This is a genomic window from Mesorhizobium sp. M1403 (assembly GCF_040317695.1).
In the GTDB taxonomy this organism is placed as follows: Bacteria; Pseudomonadota; Alphaproteobacteria; order Rhizobiales; family Rhizobiaceae; genus Mesorhizobium.
Genome location: NZ_JAMYKY010000002.1, coordinates 439,650 through 456,218, shown reverse-complemented (window position 1 = coordinate 456,218; position 16,569 = coordinate 439,650). Strand labels below are relative to the sequence as shown.

General features: G+C 61.3%; 14 protein-coding genes. 9 read left to right on the top strand and 5 right to left on the bottom strand.

All coding sequences use genetic code 11. The features are described 5' to 3' along the window. The first annotated feature begins 465 nt into the window (after nt 1–465). The 8 genes from NKH01_RS06890 (at nt 466) to NKH01_RS06855 (ending at nt 10,083) form a co-directional block, all read left to right on the top strand. Nucleotides 466–1,377 (top strand): carbohydrate ABC transporter permease, encoded by a 912-nt coding sequence (locus tag NKH01_RS06890; RefSeq protein ID WP_352590931.1) that lies wholly within the window; start codon nt 466–468, stop codon nt 1,375–1,377. Next, nucleotides 1,377–2,276: a carbohydrate ABC transporter permease gene (locus NKH01_RS06885; protein ID WP_023722149.1), complete on the top strand. Its 900-nt coding sequence runs from the start codon at nt 1,377–1,379 to the stop codon at nt 2,274–2,276. Before NKH01_RS06890 ends, NKH01_RS06885 begins: the two co-directional genes overlap by 1 nt. A gap of 47 nt (nt 2,277–2,323) precedes the next feature. After that, nucleotides 2,324–3,853, top strand: coding sequence for an ABC transporter substrate-binding protein (locus tag NKH01_RS06880; RefSeq protein ID WP_352717637.1), 1,530 nt, complete (start codon nt 2,324–2,326; stop codon nt 3,851–3,853). Nucleotides 3,854–3,918: 65 nt separating this feature from the next. Continuing rightward, nucleotides 3,919–5,448 (top strand): xylulokinase, encoded by a 1,530-nt coding sequence (locus NKH01_RS06875; protein ID WP_353019714.1) that lies wholly within the window; start codon nt 3,919–3,921, stop codon nt 5,446–5,448. Then, nucleotides 5,441–6,766 carry an iron-containing alcohol dehydrogenase gene (locus NKH01_RS06870; RefSeq protein WP_352484289.1) on the top strand — a complete coding sequence of 442 codons (1,326 nt, stop codon included), beginning with the start codon at nt 5,441–5,443 and terminating at the stop codon, nt 6,764–6,766. The genes NKH01_RS06875 and NKH01_RS06870 overlap by 8 nt, the downstream gene beginning before the upstream one ends. An 80-nt stretch (nt 6,767–6,846) precedes the next feature. Beyond that, on the top strand, nt 6,847–7,929 hold the full coding sequence (locus NKH01_RS06865) for an ABC transporter ATP-binding protein (protein ID WP_353019713.1): 1,083 nt from the start codon (nt 6,847–6,849) through the stop codon (nt 7,927–7,929). Continuing rightward, nucleotides 7,930–8,985: an NAD(P)H-dependent glycerol-3-phosphate dehydrogenase gene (locus NKH01_RS06860; protein WP_353019712.1), complete on the top strand. Its 1,056-nt coding sequence runs from the start codon at nt 7,930–7,932 to the stop codon at nt 8,983–8,985. 183 nt (nt 8,986–9,168) lie between these two features. Continuing rightward, on the top strand, nt 9,169–10,083 hold the full coding sequence (locus NKH01_RS06855) for a sugar-binding transcriptional regulator (protein ID WP_352484287.1): 915 nt from the start codon (nt 9,169–9,171) through the stop codon (nt 10,081–10,083). Nucleotides 10,084–10,135: 52 nt separating this feature from the next. On the opposite strand, the gene NKH01_RS06850 is transcribed toward NKH01_RS06855, so the two are convergent. From NKH01_RS06850 to NKH01_RS06830, 5 genes are all read right to left on the bottom strand, one after another. Then, nucleotides 10,136–10,867, bottom strand: coding sequence for an ATP-binding cassette domain-containing protein (locus tag NKH01_RS06850; RefSeq protein WP_352484286.1), 732 nt, complete (start codon nt 10,865–10,867; stop codon nt 10,136–10,138). A 2-nt stretch (nt 10,868–10,869) separates the two neighbouring features. Then, nucleotides 10,870–11,850, bottom strand: a complete 981-nt coding sequence (locus tag NKH01_RS06845; RefSeq protein ID WP_031194994.1) for an ABC transporter permease — start codon at nt 11,848–11,850, stop codon at nt 10,870–10,872. Nucleotides 11,851–12,054: 204 nt separating this feature from the next. Continuing rightward, nucleotides 12,055–13,038, bottom strand: a complete 984-nt coding sequence (locus tag NKH01_RS06840) for a sugar ABC transporter substrate-binding protein (protein ID WP_352817352.1) — start codon at nt 13,036–13,038, stop codon at nt 12,055–12,057. Nucleotides 13,039–13,077: 39 nt separating this feature from the next. After that, a complete protein-coding gene (locus tag NKH01_RS06835) occupies nt 13,078–14,283 on the bottom strand; it encodes a mandelate racemase/muconate lactonizing enzyme family protein (protein ID WP_352590911.1) in 1,206 nt (401 codons plus the stop codon). 15 nt (nt 14,284–14,298) lie between these two features. Then, nucleotides 14,299–15,018: a FadR/GntR family transcriptional regulator gene (locus tag NKH01_RS06830; RefSeq protein WP_352484283.1), complete on the bottom strand. Its 720-nt coding sequence runs from the start codon at nt 15,016–15,018 to the stop codon at nt 14,299–14,301. A gap of 351 nt (nt 15,019–15,369) precedes the next feature. Here NKH01_RS06830 and NKH01_RS06825 point away from each other — a divergent pair, with 351 nt between their 5' ends. Continuing rightward, nucleotides 15,370–16,359 carry a Tim44 domain-containing protein gene (locus tag NKH01_RS06825; protein WP_353019833.1) on the top strand — a complete coding sequence of 330 codons (990 nt, stop codon included), beginning with the start codon at nt 15,370–15,372 and terminating at the stop codon, nt 16,357–16,359. The last annotated feature ends 210 nt before the right edge of the window (nt 16,360–16,569 follow it).

Here is a 16,569-nt window from a genome sequence, read left to right as displayed (position 1 = left end):
AAGCCCACCATAAATCAACAATATCAATGCGCTACTCGAAGGTTCGCCAGCTACGACTTGGCTAACTGAGCCAAAATATAGCGCTAAACCATTGATAAATAACGGCAATGATGGGCCCGGAGGGAGTTCCAAAAGCCCCGGGCTGTCCTCCCGATCTCCTCGATACGTTCTGTAGCTTTCCTTGGGCTGCCAAAGTTGGCGGCGGCCCTGAGCGCTTTCGATGCTGCTACACGGCATTTACTGCCGCGTTCCCTTCAAAAACAACTCCATGCCCGGCCATGACCGCATCCTCGGGGACCACGAGCAAATCCCTTGAGCGCTGATGGAACCGACACTTGACAAATTGGCGGTCGTCCGACACGTTCTTAACAAAAGGCACAACAAACTTACAAAAGTTCAAGTTGGCACAATCTGGCCGATAGGGAGAAGGCCGATGCATCTCGGTCACCGAGCGGAGACTTGCGCGTGAGCAGCGCAGCCCTCACGCGGCCGACCTCCAGGTGGGCGCTACCCCGGTTCATGACGGCCGAGCATCCTTTCCCCTGGCTCGCGCCGATCACGGTGATGCTTCTCGTTTTCGGCATCTATCCCCTCGCCTATTCGGTCTGGCTATCGTTTCACAAACGCAATGTCGTCTCCCGGCAGCTTGACTTCGCCGGGCTCCACCAATGGACGCGCGCCTTCTCGGATGCGCGTATGTGGTATTCGCTGGAAACCACGCTGATCTACACCTTCGTCGCGCTTGCGGTTCAGCTTGCGCTCGGCATCCTCATCGCGCTTCTGCTTGACACCGATCGCAAAGGTTACGGGGTGCTGCGGGCGCTGATGACACTGCCGCTGGTGGTGCCGCCTGCGGTGACCGGAATGATGTTCCTGCTGATGCAGGACGGCTCTTTCGGCGTCCTGTCGTTCTACCTCTATGCCGTCGACCTGATCTCGCCGGCGCAGCCGATCCTGACGCAGCCCGGAACCGCATTGGCCGCGATCCTGCTGGCAGACATATGGCAATGGACGCCGTTCATGGTGCTCATCATCCTGGCAGGGCTCAGGGCGCTGCCGAAGGAACCTTTCGAAGCCGCGGCGATCGACGGCGCCAGCGGCATCCAGACGTTCTTGCGGCTCACATTGCCGATGCTGCGCAAGGTGATAGCGGTCGCGGTGCTGATCCGCGGCGTCGATCTCTTTCGCATCTACGACTACGTCTACATCATCACCGCCGGCGGGCCTGGCACGGCCACCGAGACGCTTTCATTCTACGCTGGCCGTATCTATTTCACCGGAGACTTTCCCTATGCCGCGACCCTGTCGCTGATCGTGCTCGTCGTCTTGATCGTCGTGTCGAACCTGTTCGTCAGGCTGTTCAAGGTGAGGTTCTGATGGAGTCGTCGCGCGCCCAAACCATCGCCCGTGACGTGCTCGCCGTCCTGGTGGTGGCGATCTTCATGTTCCCGATCGCGTGGTGGGCGCTGTCGTCCATCAAACCCTATTCGGCGATCTTCGACCGCAGCGGACCGGTCTACGTCGATTTCACGCCGACGCCGGACAATTACCGTGTGACCTTGCTTGGCGTTTCGCGCGTCGACATCGGCATGGAACAGGGCGGCGAGGCGGCCGGGGTCATCAAGGGTGGCGCCAGCTCCTACGATTCCCGCCAGTCGCTGCTCGACAGCGCCGTCATAGCCGTCGGATCGACGGCGCTGACGCTGCTGCTGGCCACTCTGGCCGCCTATTGCCTGTCGCGAATGCAGTTCAGCGGCCAGCAGTCCTTCCTGTTCTGGATTCTCTCGCAGCGCTTCATGCCGCCAATCGCGATCGTCATTCCGATCGTTTTCATGTTCCGCGATCTCGGCTTACGCGATACTTATACGGGGCTCATCCTCGTTCACAGTTTGATCAACCTGCCGCTGGCGGTTTTGCTTTTGAAGTCGTTCTTCGACGATGTTCCGCGCGAGGTTGACGAGGCGGCGCTGATTGACGGCGCGACGCGCTGGCAGACGTTCCGACGCGTGGTCCTTCCCATGGTCAAGGGCGGCATCGCTGCGACGGCTGTGCTGTGTTTCATCTTTTCGTGGACCGAGTTCCTGCTCTCACTGTTCCTGACAACGTCGATCCGCACTGTGCCGGTGAAGATCTCCACCTTTGTCACCTCGACCGCGACCGAGTGGGGCTACATCACAGCGCTCGGCACGTCTGCGATCATACCCAGCTTCATCTTTATCCTGCTGGTTCAACGGCATCTGGTCCGCGGCCTCACCCTCGGGTCCCTGAAGGAGTGAGGCGCAGGCGAGAAGAACGACGACAAAAACGCAACGGAGGAACGATCATGAGCTTCAGAGAACACGACAAGAAGACATTCGTCGCCGATACCTGCAATGACTTTACGGCGCGCCGAATAACCAAACGCGACTTCATGAGGAAGATGGCGCTCGCTGGTGTCGGCTTTTCTGCCTTCGGATCGGCTATGCTAGGTGGTGGCCGCACCAATCGGGGGATGCTGGGCCTCGGGGTTGAAGAAGCCCGCGCCCAGGACGCCGATATGCTGAAGTGGCTGGCCGACGTCGGCAAACCATACGCCGGCACCAAAATCCGCTACACTTCGGAAGCGACGCCGCCAACGATCGTGGCCAACCAGCTTGTCGCGGGTGAATTCACCAAGGCAACCGGCATTGAGGTGGAAGTCGAGATCGTGCCGCTGGAGCAGGTTCTCGCCAAGGCCACGCAAGACGTGCAGGGCCAGCTTGGCACCTACGACGTCTACTATCTCGACCAGTCCTGGATGGCGACATTTGCACAAGATGTCGTCGATCCGCGCGAGTATTATGACCAGAACAAAGAACTGGCGATGCCCAACTTCGACTGGGACGATTTCTCCAAGCCGCTGGTCGACGGCATCGCCATGTACAACGGCAAACAGTGCGGAATTCCATTCGATATTCCGATCTTCATCCTGATGTACCGCAAGGATCTTTTCGACAAACACAATATTGCGCTGCCGACAGATCTCGACGCCTACCTCAAGGCCGTGCAGGCGCTCACAGAGGCAGAAAAAAGCAACGGCATCTTCGGCACAGCGTGCCAGGCGAAGTCCGGCCACTATTCGCTGGAATGCGACTGGACCTTCGCATTGTGGGGCCATGGCGGTTCGATCTTCAACAAGGACAAGAAGTTTGTCGGCAATGACGAGCGCGGCGTGGCCGGACTGCAATTCTATCAGGAGCTGGTCAAAAACTCGCCGCCCTCGGCGACGACTTGGACCTGGGACGGTCAGGGACAGGCGTTGACACAGGGTCAGGCCGCCATGGCAATCACCTGGGGCGAGGATTTCCCCGGCTTCGACGCCAACGATTCCAAGGTCAAAGGCCTGTTCGAGGCCCTGCCCGCGCCCAAGGAGGTTCCTGGCCGCCGCGCCGCCGCCGATTGCGGCTTCAACGAAATCCCGGCCGTCGGCCACCAAGGTGGCTCGACGATCTCGCTGTCGCAATATTCCAAGAACAAGGAAGCAGCATGGCTGTTCATGCAGTGGGTCTGCTCGAAGGATGTGATGGCGCGGGTATCGACGCTCGGCGGCGGCGCCTCGCCGATGCGCAATTCCTCTTTTACAGATCCTCGGGTCAAGGCGAAGGCCGTTGTCGGGCCCGGAACGACACGCCATTTCGACGCGATCAAATACACTATCGACAACCAGATGGGATCGGAGCCGGACATGCCGATCTGGGCGGATCTGTCGAACAACGACATTCCGGTTGAGCTCGGCAAATTGCTTACGGGCCAGGACTATGGCGGCGATGCCAAGGCATGCCTGGATGCCATTGCCGGCATTGTCGACGGCAAAGTCAAGGATGCCGGTCTTTAGCGGCTAGTCGGTGATTTGGGCGAAGGCGGCTTCGGCCGCCCTCGCCGTTTGGCAATGTGGCGGCAATGGTTCCGGATCTCGTCATCGGCATCGATTCCTCGACCTCGGCAACCAAGGCGATCGCCTGGGACCGCAATGGTCTGGCCGTGGCTGAAGGTCGTGCACCGCTTGCAATGTCCAACCCGCGTTCGGGCTATTTCGAGCAGGATCCGGCCGAATGGTGGGCCTCGACGGTCACGGCGCTTCGTTCTGTCGCGGCAACAGTTTCGCCCGCACGCATTGCCGCCCTTGCGATTGCCAACCAACGCGAGAGCTTCGGCCTTTTCGACGAGGAGGGCCAGGCGGTCGGGCCCGCGACCCTCTGGCTCGATGAGCGCGCCCGTGGGAAAGCGCGGCGCTTCGGCGAGAGCTTCGGCGCAGCACGTGTCCACGCAATATCCGGCAAGCCGCTGGACGTCATTCCTTGCCTCTACCGCATGATCTGGTTTCGCGAGGAACAACCCGAGATTTTTGCCCGCGTGGAGCGAATGGCCGAAGTCCACGGCTATCTGGTCTTTCGCTTGAGCGGCCGGTGGGTGACGTCCACCGCATCCGCCGACCCGATGGGCATACTCGATATGCGAGCTATGGACTGGTCGAACGAAATACTCGCCGCAGCGGGCATCGCCCGGCGCATGATGCCGGACCTGGCAAGGCCCGGCACCGTTCTGGGCCAACTGACTTCGGAAGCGGCCATTTCGACCGGCCTGCGCGAGGGCACGCCGATCGTCGCCGGCGGCGGCGACGGTCAATGCGCCGGAACGGGCGCTGGTGTGTTGCAGCCGCGATGCGCTTACATCAACCTCGGCACGGCGGTCGTCTCCGGCAGCTTCGGCACGGACTACGTCCACGACCAGGCCTTCCGCACCGAGACGGCGGTCGCCGATGACGGCTATATCTATGAGACGTGCCTTCGCGCCGGCACTTTTCTCGTCGACTGGATGGCGCGCGAAATGCTTGGCGTCGATCTGCATGGCGCAAGCGATGCTCTGGAGGCGCTCGAGGCCGAAGCCGCTGCCAGCCCGATCGGCGCAGGCGGCATAATGCTCCTGCCCTACTGGCAGGGCGTCATGGACCCGCACTGGGATAGCGCGGCCCGTGGTGTGATTGCCGGGCTATCCGGCTCCAGCCGGCGCGGCGACATCTATCGCGCCGTGCTGGAAGGCATAGCGCTGCATCAGGCCGCGACAAGTCAGCGGGCCGCTGCGGCTGCCGCCCAGACCATCGACCAGTTCATAGCCATCGGTGGAGGAGCGAAGTCCGACCTGTGGATGCAAATTCTGGCGGATGCACTCGATCGTCCCATAAAGCGTTCGACGACGGTGGAAGCCTCCTCGCTTGGCGCGGCGATGGCAGCGGCAAAGGGCGTGGGCTGGTTTTCCACCATCGCCGAAGCGTCGAGCGCAATGGCCAGCGAGCCGGCCAAAACCTTCGAACCGGACGCGAAACGGGCCGAGCTCTACACCGAACTTCTTGCGATCCATGCCGATCTTTGGCCAACGCTTTCAGCCTGGAACCAGCGACTCGCGGCCTTCATGGAGACCAATCATGGCTGAAACGACCAACTGGAACGCGTTGATCGAGGACGTTGTCGCGGAACGCTGGAAAGATCCTGAGACAGGCGAGGCTGCCGTCCTGCCGTTCCAGACGATCGAATTGCTGGAGACGACGGAGGGCCGCGAGGCGGATCTCGTTGCGCCCCTGGCGCTCGGCCGTCGCATCGCTGTTGTGTCCGATGTCAACACCGTCGATGTGATGGGCCGGCGCGTCGCGAAGGCGCTGCGCGCCATCGCCGACATCAGTGAAATCGTGCTGCCTGACGGCCTCGACTGCGATGAGGCAACGATCCAGATGGTCAGGGAGAAGACGCGTCACGCCGACGGGGTCGTGGCCGTCGGGTCTGGCGTCCTCAACGACAGCTGCAAGCATGCAACCTTCCTCGACGAGCGGCCCTATGCCGTCTTCGGCACGGCCGCCTCGATGAATGGCTATGGCGCTTCGACAGCGTCGGTGACCTTGGCTTCAGGGCTCAAGATCTCGCTGCCCTCGCACGCGCCGCGGGGCATCTTCCTGGACCTTGGCGTTTCGGCCGCAGCGCCCGCCTGGCTCAGCGCCGCTGGGCTCGGTGACAGCCTGTGTCGTCCCACCGCCCAGATCGATTGGTGGGCTTCGCATCGGCTGTTCGACACCTACTATTCTGCCGTGCCCTACCTGCTGCAGGCGGGCGATGAGGGACCGATGCTGGCCCATGCGCCTGGCCTTGCCAGGCATGACGTCACCGCTGTCGGGCATCTCCAGCGCGTCTTGACGCTGTGCTCGATGGGTGTGTGCTTTGCCGGCGTTTCCCATCCTGGATCCATGGGAGAGCACCAGATTTCCCATTGGGTCGACATGTTCGCGCAAGACCATCATCCCGGCACCACGCACGGTCAGCAGGTGGGGGTTGCCTCGATGGTCATGGCGCGTCTGCAAGCGCGGCTGCTGGACATGAAAGAGCCACCGCAGGTGAAGCCGACCGCCATCGACGAGGCGGCGATGCTGGCCCGCTATGGGGCACAACTTGGACCACTTTGCATTGCCGAGATGAAGAAGACGGCACTCGACGCCCGCCAGACGGAAATCTTCAACCGCAGGCTTGCGGAAATCTGGCCGGCACTGCGCCAGGAGGTTCGGCCGATGGCGATGCCGGTTGCCCGCATGGAGGCAGCACTCAAGGCTGCCGGGGGGCCGGTCACCGGCACAGAACTAGGCCTGCCGCGCGCGCTTTGGCACGACGCCATTCGCTATTCGCGGGAAATCCGTGGCCGATGGTCCTTTGTCAATCTGGCCGCCGATGCAGGGCTGCTGGAGGAGTTTCTGGAGAGCGAATGGTGAGACCGCATCCGACCGTCGCCAATGACTCGCATGGCGAAAGTTGAACCCAACCGGCAAGGGCAATCGAAGGATAACAATTTATGGCGTCTGTCACCATCAGCAACATAAAGAAAGACTATGGCGCCCTCTCGATTATCGATGGACTCGATCTCTCGATCGAGGATGGCCAGTTCGTCGTTCTGTTGGGGCCGTCCGGGTGCGGCAAGTCCACACTGTTGCGCATGATAGCCGGTCTCGAGCCCATCACGTCCGGTGAGATCACGATAGGAGACAGGGTCGTCAACACACTTCATCCCAAAGACCGCAATATCGCGATGGTCTTCCAGAATTACGCGCTTTACGCGCATATGACCGTCTTCGACAACATGGCGTTTTCCATGCAGTTGAAGAAACGCCCCAACGAAGAAATCAAACAGAAGGTCGGATGGGCGGCATCGATCCTCAATCTGACCCCTTATCTGGAACGGTATCCCCGCCAGCTTTCGGGCGGCCAGCGGCAACGCGTCGCCATGGGTCGCGCCATCGTGCGAGACCCAACTGTCTTCCTGTTCGACGAGCCGCTGTCCAACCTCGACGCCAAGCTGCGCGTGCAAATGCGCACGGAAATCAAGGAGCTCCACCAGCGGCTGAAGACCACCACCGTGTATGTCACGCATGACCAAATCGAAGCCATGACCATGGCCGATGTCATCGTCATCATGCGCGACGGCCAGATCGAGCAGATCGGGCGCCCGCTTGATGTCTACGATCGCCCGGCAAACCTCTTCGTCGCCTCCTTCATCGGCTCGCCCGCAATGAACATGTTCCCTGGCGAGGTGGCTTCCGAGCGCGACGCCTGGGTGGTGCGGACCGACGAGCTATCCCTCCCGCTTCCGCCAGAGGCTGCGGTCCGGCCCGGCCAAAAGGTGATCTATGGCATTCGGCCCGAACATCTTCGACCTGTGGCAGACGGGCGCGGCATCCCGGCGAGAATTACGGTTGTCGAGCCGACTGGCCCCGAAATCCATATCTTTGCCGCCATGGGCAACATTGCGATCTGCTCGGTGCTGCATGACCGCATGGAGCTCTCTCCTGGAGCTGTGATCCACCTGGAGCCAGCGCCTGAGCGAATCCACCTGTTCGACCAAGGCAGCGGCGAGCGGCTGGACAAGGAAAGAAGCTGAATGGCGAAGATCATTATCCTCGGCGCTGGCGTCATGGGCTCTGCGATGACGCTTCCGGCCGCTCACGCGGGTAACCGCATCACTCTTGTCGGCACCCATCTCGACGAGGAGATCGTCAGCTCTGTGGCCGACACAGGTCATCACCCTCGCCTCAACATCACTCTGCCTGACGCGGTAGCCGCCTGTTCCTGGACCGAATTCGGGACGGCGATGAACGATGGAGCCGACCTGCTTGTACTCGGCGTCTCGTCGGCCGGCGTTCCTTGGGCGATCGACCGCATTGCTGAAAGCATCAAGTCGCCCATGCCGATACTTATGATTACGAAAGGACTCGCCGCGAGCGACGAAGGCATCGAAATCCTGCCGCATCTGCTTGCCCGCGAGATTGAGCAACGTACTGGCTTGTCGATCTCGGTGATGGCCGTCGGCGGACCTTGCATTGCCGGCGAACTGGCCGCACAGCGCGATACCTCCGTGATCGTGGCTGGGCACGATCCCGACCAGCTGGCCGCGGCGTCACGCATCCTGCGCGCGCCTTTCTATCATGCGCGACCATCATCCGATCTCATTGGCGTCGAGATCTGCGCCGCTTTCAAGAACTTCTATACACTCGCCGTTGGGGCTCCCGTCGGGCTGCTTGAGCGAGACGGCAAGGCGCCCAACGGTGCGCTCATGCACAACCTTGCCTCGTCGCTTTTCTCGCAGTCCCTCGCCGAGATGGCGATTCTGGTCGAAGCTCTGGGTGGAAAAATCGAAACAGTGCTGGGGCTGGCCGGCTCCGGCGATCTTTATGTGACCTGCCAGGCGGGCCGTAACGGTCGCATGGGACGCCTGCTCGGCCGCGGCCTGCCCTATTCCGTGGCGAAGCGCGAACATATGAGTTCGGACACGGTTGAGGGGGCGCAACTGGCGCTGGACCTTTGTCAGGCTTTGAAGAATATGATGGGCCGGGGTGTACTTCCCCATGATCGCCTGCCGCTGACGACTGCCATCATCGACGCGATTTGCCATGATGCTCCGCTGGTTTTGTCCTTCGACCGCTATCATCGAGGCTAGCGGAGCCGGGGAAACTCGATTGATGCCTCATATCGATGAGCACATGGCTCGGCCGAGCCCGCTCTGAACCCGCTGCCGCGGAGTGGACAGGATGATCTGATGGAGAAACCAGCACGAAAGAAACGCGACGGCCGCCAAGCCGTAACGAGTTCCGTCACGGCCGATCGCGAGGAAGGGCTGCTCGTGCGCGCCGCCTGGCTTGCTTATGTCGGTGACCTCACCCAGGCGCAAATCGCCAAGTCTCTTGGCCTGACCCGCCTTCGCGTCAACCGGATGCTGGCGCATGCGCGCCAGCGGGGGATCGTTCAGATTCGCATCAATTCCAAGGTGGCGAACTGCATCGAGTTGGAGAACCGGCTGCGGGACGCCTATGGTGTCTCGGATCCAATCGTGGTCCCAACACCGCCGGATCCTGCTCTGGTGCCACAGGTCATCGCAGCCGCCGCCGGCGAAGCCCTGTCGCTTAGAATCCGTGACGGGATATCGGTGGGCGTGGGATGGGGGCGGACGCTCCAGCTCAGTCTGCGGTCGGTGACCGTGCGCCCGGTCAAAGGAATGTCGATCGTTTCCCTGCTTGGCGGGCTCACACGTGGATCGGCGATCAACATCTACGAGATCGCTTCCCGGCTCGCGGCGCTCTTCGACGCGGAATGCTTCTACATCGCAGCACCGGTGTTCACGGATACCGAGGCCACACGCGATCTGCTTATGCGCCAGTCTATTCTGGAAGACGCCTTCACTCATGCCCGCGACGTTGACGCCGCTTTCGTTTCGGTGGGCGCGGTGCACAAGGACGCCACCATCTTTCGGATCGGACTGGTAGGAGACGATGATCTCAGATCACTCCGCGAAGCCGGAGCGGTCGGCGATATTTGCGGCCATTGGATCGGCGCCGACGGACAACTCGTCGATCACCCGCTAAACAGCCGCGTCATCGGCCTCGCCCCCGAACATCTGCGCGACGTCGACACTGTGATCCTGCCCTCCGGCGGCCTCGACAAGGTTCCGGTGCTGCGCGCCGTGTTGCGTCTGGGAGTCGTCGATGTGCTGATCACCGACGAGAAAACCGCTGAGGCTATTCTTGCGGAAAAGTCGTAGCGCAGACTGATCTCCACCAGCAGAGTGGCTCGCGAGTAATTGCTTCTTCACGTCACAGCACCTCGTGGATTTCCTCGATCGAAGTCTCGCCGATCGGCTTGTCCAGAACGATCTCTCCGCGCGCCATCGCCACGACCCGGTCACAGCATTCGAAAACATGATGCATGTTGTGGCTGATGAAGACGCTAGTGATGTTCTGGGCCTTGAGGCCACGAACGAAGCCGATCACCTTTCGCGTTTCCTTCACCGAGAGATGGTTGGTTGGCTCGTCGAGAATCATGACTTTCGACTTGAAGTGCATGGCCCGGGCGATCGCCACGCCTTGGCGCTGGCCGCCCGACAGTTCGCCGACCAGCGCGTCGGGCGACCGCAGATGCAGGTCGACGTCGGCGATCGCCTTGACGCTTTCGTCACGCATGCGCTTCTGGTCCAGGATGCCGATACCGAAAACCGAACCCTTCACCGGCTCGCGTCCGATGAAAACGTTGCGGGCGATGGTCATAGTCGGGACCATGGAATTGTACTGGTAGATCGTCTCGATGCCGCGTCCCATGGCGTCGCGCGGGTTAGAGAAGCGGACCGGTTCACCTTCGATCCTGATCTCGCCGCCATCGGGCTTTTGGGTGCCTGAGAGGATGTTGATCAGCGTCGATTTGCCGGCGCCATTGTCGCCGACGAGGCCCAGTGCCTCGTCGGGATAGATATCCAGCGTAACGTTTTTCAAGGCGTGGACGCCGGAATACCATTTCTGGAGTCCCTTGATCGCGATGATGGGCGCCGCCATGATCAGGTCTCCACCTTCATTGCCCTGCCCCGCTTTCGAAGCCATGCGTTCATGACGACCGCGAAGATAGTCAGAAAGCCGATCGCCATCTTGAACCAGTTGGCGTCAACCTGGCTCAGCACCAGTCCGTTGTCGATGACGCGGATAAGGGCAGCCCCGATGATGCCGCCGAAGATGGTGCCGATGCCACCAGCCAACGAGGCGCCACCGATGACGGCAGCCGACACGGCCTGCAGCTCCAGCCCCTCGCCGATCGACGGCAGCGGGGCGCCGAGCCGCATCACCTGAATGGTACCGGCAAAGCCGGCGAGCACCGAACAGATCATGAAGCAGGCGACCTTCACCCGGGCCGTCGGGATACCCATCGATTGCGCGGCGGGCAGAAAGCCGCCGGTGGCGCGCACCCAGTTGCCGAAATTCGTGTGCGACAGGAGCACGGTCACCAGGATTGCCACGGCGAGAAACCAGAAGAACGACATGCGAAAGAGGTCGCCCGGTCCCACATAGACCGTAAACAGCCATTTGGGCAGAGCGTTAGCTGGTATGACAGGAGGGAAGCCGCCGGAGATTACCACCGTCAGCGAACGCGCGATGAACAGCATACCAAGCGTGGTGATGAAGCTTGGTATCGCGAAACGAATCGTTATGAACCCGTTGAAAAAGCCGATGAGGGCAGCGATCGCGAGGCCGGCGGCAAAGGCCGGCGCGAACGGAACGCCTGCCGCGAGCATCACCGCCATGGTCATCGGGGTCAGCGCAAAGACCGAGCCCACCGAAAGATCAAACTCACCGCATATCATCAGCAGGGTCACGCCGATCGCGACCAGCCCCATTTCGGGCAGCAGCCCAAGCATTCCGCGAAGGTTCTGTGTGTTCAAAAATACGCCGTTCGAGCGAATCTGAAAGACGATGAGGAGCAGGAGCAGGAACACGACCGCCGCAAGTTCCGGCTTCTCCAGATAAATCTTCATCAAACGCTTCATCATTCGCTCCGGCTCGGGATCGTTTCCGCTGGTTATCGCATCGGCAAAGGGGATGGCGGCAGTCTGTCTTCTACCGCCCTTGACGGGGAAGATGCCGCTGGAGGATGGGGACGGAGCCAACGCCCAAGACCGTGTTGCCTGGCCCTCCCCCTTGTCCAGCCGACCTCTCCCCGTAAGAACGAGGAGAGGACGCCGGCTTCGTGCCTACCGCACGCCCTTTGCGGCCAGTTCCTTGAGCTTTGGCACGTCTTCCTTGACGATGATGCCCTTGCCGGTGTCGATGTCTGCCGGCAGCAGACCGACGTTCTTGGCGAGATAGGCTTCCATCACCGGCAGGAAGCCCTGCATGTAGGGCTGCTGGTCGACCTGGACCTGGATATAACCCGCTTCCATCTGTTGCAGGACTTCCGAGACGATATCAAAGCCGCCCATCAGCACCTTGCCCGGCTCGATGCCGCGATCGATCAGTACCTGGGCGACGTAGGCATGCCAAAGGCCGGTGTCGAAATACACCGTGGTGTCCGGGTGGGCAGACAGATAGGCGCCAACACGATCGGCGACGACGGCGCCATCTGTGCCGGTGTCGAGCCGTTCAATGACCACTTCGCGTCCGCCATTCGCGGCCTTGTATTCCTCAAGGAACTTCATGACGCCGGCAGCGCGCTGTTCCGACCAGTTCTGACCGGGCGCGGAGACGCCGACGAGGGCCCTGATCTTGCCTTCCTTGGGGAAGAACTCGGACATCTTCTTGCCGAGTTCGTAGCCGGCGGGAATGAAGCCCTGGCCGATGAAAGCCTGGCGGGCATTGCCGGCTGCTCCCTCGGTGTCGTCGACATTGGATGCGATGACCGTGACGCCGGCAGCGCGGGCGTCGGCAATGATCTGGTCGAAGGCATTGTTGTCGACGATCGAGGTGATCAGCGCGTCCGGGTTTGCCGCGAGCGCCGCCTGCATGTTGGCCGATTGTTGCTCGATCGAGCCTTCGGTCTGCGTGAAGACCATCTGGCAATTGGCCTGGATCTTGGCGCAGGCGTCGTCAAACCCCTTCTTCACAGCTTGCCAGAACGGGTTTGACGCCGACGAATGATGTGTGAAGACGATTTTCATCGGCTCCTGCGCGCGTGAGCCGATTGCCGAGCCTCCAGCCAGTACTGCTCCCAAGGCTGCCGAGATAAGTAGCTTCTTCATGGTTCTCCTCCTCCGTAGAAAGCTGCTTCAGGTTCATTTTCAGAGAGTCGATGCGTCGGTCACCCGTCGAAGCGCCGTGAAGGCGCGATCGATCTCCGGGTTCAGTTCCATGCCGAGGCCCGGTCCGGAAGGCACGGTGATCATGCCGTTCTTCACCTGCGGCAAAGCGGTCACAAGGTCGCGGTACCAGGTCTTGTAGAAGGCCCTGACACTCTCCTGGACGAGCGCGTTCGGCGCATTGAGCGCCAGGTGGGTCGATGCGCCGAGCACAACTGGACCGGTGCAGTCGTGTGGCGCGACCGGCAGGTGCCATGCTTCAGCCATGGCAGCGATCTTGCGCGCCTCCGAGAGCCCGCCGCACCAGCTGATATCGAGCATAATGACGCCGGCCGCCCCGGTCTCGAGAAGGTCACGGAAGGCCCACCGGGAACCGAGCGTCTCCGAAGCCGATATCGGCGCCAGCGAAGCCTCGGCATAGCGTTTCAGGCTGGACAGGCTGTCCATCCTGATCGGATCTTCGTGCCAGAAGGTCTTGTAGGGGGCAAGCTCGCGGGCGATCTGCATGGCCGGCAGCAGCTGCCACATTGAATGGAATTCAACCATGATGTCCATCTTGTCGCCGACCGCATTGCGGATTTTCTCGAATGGCGCCAGCGCGGAATTCAAATCAGGCTGCGAAATATACAAGCCGCGCGTTTTCTCGGCGGCCATGTCGAAGGGCCAGATCTTCATGGCCGTGATGCCTTCCTCCAACAACGAATGCGCCAGTTCGTCGGCGCGGTGAAGGAAGCCGTTCAGATCATCATAGGCGTCGCCGGGCTTATCGAGCCCGTAATTGGCCGTCGTCTGGCCGGTGGTCTTCTTGATGTATTCGGTACCGGCACAGGTGTTGTAGGTCCTGATCTCGTGCCGGGTGAAACCGCCGAGGAGTTGTGCGATCGGCTGACCCGTCGCCTTTCCGAACAGATCCCACAGTGCGATATCGAAAGCGGAGTTGCCCCTGACTTCCGCGCCCGTCGATCGGAAACCGAGATAGCCGACGAGATCGGCGGCAAGCAGGTCGATCTGCAAGGGGTTGCGCCCGATCACGCACGGCGCGACATATTCGTGCAGATAGGTCTCGACGGTTTCGGCCATGAAGAAGGTCTCGCCCAGCCCAACGAGGCCTTCGTCCGTGTGAACCAGGACCCAGAGAAGGTTCGGCCGCTCCTTGAGCCGCAGCGTTTCCAGTTTCGTGATCTTCATCGCGCACCCCGCTCCTCAGGCGATGCCAGCCGCCAGCAGGGCCTTGACGCTCTCGTCAAAATGCCTCGCCATCAGGTCGCGAGCGGACTGAGGATCACCGGTCTCGATTGCTTCGGCGAGATCGATATGGATTTGGATCATCTCCAACTGCTCGGCATCCGAAGGGCGGCTCCGCCAGCCGATCGGCCAGGTCTGGCGCGATACGCGCTCGAACGCGCCGACGATGAGGCTGAAAACCGGATTCTTTGCAGCCTTGGCGATTTCGAGGTGAAAGGCGAGATCGTGCTCCATGACCTGTTCCGGCCGCTGGAAATTCTCGCGCATGGCGAGCGCGTGCGTCCTGATCCTTTCCACTTCGTCGGCTGTTCTGCGCAAGGCCGCCAGCATGGCGGTGCGGGTCTCAATCGTGCGGCGCACGTCGTAGATTTGCTGCACCGTGATCTGTTCCGTGTGGACGCCATGCTCGATCACCAGTGACATGGCGCCATAATCCAGCTCGGCGACGGTAGCCCGTCTGCCTGCCCTCAGGTCGATAAGCCGCATGGCAGCGAGCGAGCTGAAGGCCTCGCGAACCACGGTGCGCGAGACGCTCAATTGTCTCGAAAGCGCGGCCTCGCTGGGCAGCCGGTCGCCGGGCCCGAGCTCATGCGCGCGGATATGGCGTGTGATCTCGCCGATCGTATTGCTGACCAGGCTCGCTGCGTCGGAATGTTTTGCGGATACCGCCGTGCTCACGCAATCTCCAGTTCAGGGGGCCAACCTGTATGGCAGGTTTGCCTGAGGTGTTGATAGTATGCAAGAAAGATGTATGTCAAGATCAGGCGGGCCGGCGTCGTCGCCAAGAGACCGATGGCAAGAGGCTTGCACGAAAGATGCTCTTGACGCGACCGTCGCCGGGTCGGCCGGGTGCAGGAGCCCGCGCGGTCGAGCAGGCGATTGTCTGCTTGGTGCGCTCGACATTCTCGTCGTGAACAGCGGCGTGCCGCCGACCATGTCGTTCGAATTTTCTTGGCGGATGATTCACTGATATTTCGATCGACGCACCCCATATGAGCGGAAAGAGTGTCACTTGAGGACTTGCCTATGCTGATTTCGCGTTCAGGACGGTTTGCAATTTTGTTTGCGGGATTGTTCCTGGCATTTTCCATGGTCGCTGTGGATCACGCCGATGCGCGCCGTGGCGGCAGCTTCGGCAGTCGCGGCATGCGCACTTTCCAGCCGGTCCCGCCGACCAGGACGGCGCCACAGCCTTCCGCACCGGTCGAGCGCTCGATGACGCCCAATGCGGCAACGAACAATGCGGCCCGCCAGCCGCAGGCATTCCAGCGCCCAGGCTTCTTCAACGGCCTCGGTGGATCGATGATGCGGGGGCTGCTGCTCGGCGGCTTGATCGGCGTTCTTTTGGGCCTTGGGTTCGGCGGCTTGGCCGGCATGTTCGGCCTTCTCCTTCAAGTGCTGCTGATCGGCGGCGTGGTCATGCTGGCCATTCGCTTTTTCCGCTCGCAATCGGCGCAAAACCCAGAGCCCGCTATGGCGGGTGCCTCGCGAGGTGCTGGGAGCTTTGGGCGAAGCGCAGCAGCCCGGCCCGAGCCGAGCAACGTCCAAGCATTCCCCATTCCAGGCATCGGGTCGGGATTTGGCGGAACGAGCCAGGCCAGCCCTTCCGATGAGATCACGCTCACTAAAACCGACCTCGACACGTTCCAGCAACGGCTGACGGAAGTTCAAGAAGCATTCGGGCGCGAGGACCATGCTGCCTTGCGCCGGTTGGTGACGCCCGAGATGGTTTCCTATCTGTCCGAGGAACTTGCCGATAATGCCAAAAAGGGCGTCCGGAATGACGTGTCGGACGTCAGCCTGTTGGAGGCCGATATTGCGGAAAGCTGGCGGGAGAATGACCGCGACTACGCGACCGCTGCTTTGCGCTACGAGTCTCGCGACGTGACCCGCGATCGCATCAGTGACAAGATTGTCGAGGGCCAGGCCGATCAGCCGACAGAGACAACCGAACTGTGGACCTTTACGCGGCAGAACGGCGGTGACTGGAAGCTTGCCGCAATACAGCAGCCGAGCTGATGTGCCCGGCCTTGATGTCTGCCAAGAGTTTTGTTCAGGTTTCTCGCCACCACTCGAAGGCCAGCGCGCCCCTTCCGCGCGCTTCTTTCCCCCAACGCGCGTTGAGGTAACACTATACCACCGGCTTCAACCGGGATCGGACAATCAGCATCGCACCGCGCGACTTTTTGCGTTTCCGGTCTCGTGTAACCCAATCGACGACCTCCTGCC

Bases quoted from the DNA above. Each gene is read 5' to 3' on its own strand.
- NKH01_RS06870 (WP_352484289.1), top strand. From the start codon at position 5,441: ATGGCTGAAACGACCAACTGGAACGCGTTGATCGAGGACGTTGTCGCG.
- NKH01_RS06880 (WP_352717637.1), top strand. From the start codon at position 2,324: ATGAGCTTCAGAGAACACGACAAGAAGACATTCGTCGCCGATACCTGC.
- NKH01_RS06835 (WP_352590911.1), bottom strand. From the start codon at position 14,283: ATGAAGATCACGAAACTGGAAACGCTGCGGCTCAAGGAGCGGCCGAAC.
- NKH01_RS06885 (WP_023722149.1), top strand. From the start codon at position 1,377: ATGGAGTCGTCGCGCGCCCAAACCATCGCCCGTGACGTGCTCGCCGTC.
- NKH01_RS06840 (WP_352817352.1), bottom strand. From the start codon at position 13,038: ATGAAGAAGCTACTTATCTCGGCAGCCTTGGGAGCAGTACTGGCTGGA.
- NKH01_RS06860 (WP_353019712.1), top strand. From the start codon at position 7,930: ATGGCGAAGATCATTATCCTCGGCGCTGGCGTCATGGGCTCTGCGATG.
- NKH01_RS06850 (WP_352484286.1), bottom strand. From the start codon at position 10,867: ATGGCGGCGCCCATCATCGCGATCAAGGGACTCCAGAAATGGTATTCC.
- NKH01_RS06845 (WP_031194994.1), bottom strand. From the start codon at position 11,850: ATGAAGCGTTTGATGAAGATTTATCTGGAGAAGCCGGAACTTGCGGCG.
- NKH01_RS06875 (WP_353019714.1), top strand. From the start codon at position 3,919: ATGGTTCCGGATCTCGTCATCGGCATCGATTCCTCGACCTCGGCAACC.
- NKH01_RS06865 (WP_353019713.1), top strand. From the start codon at position 6,847: ATGGCGTCTGTCACCATCAGCAACATAAAGAAAGACTATGGCGCCCTC.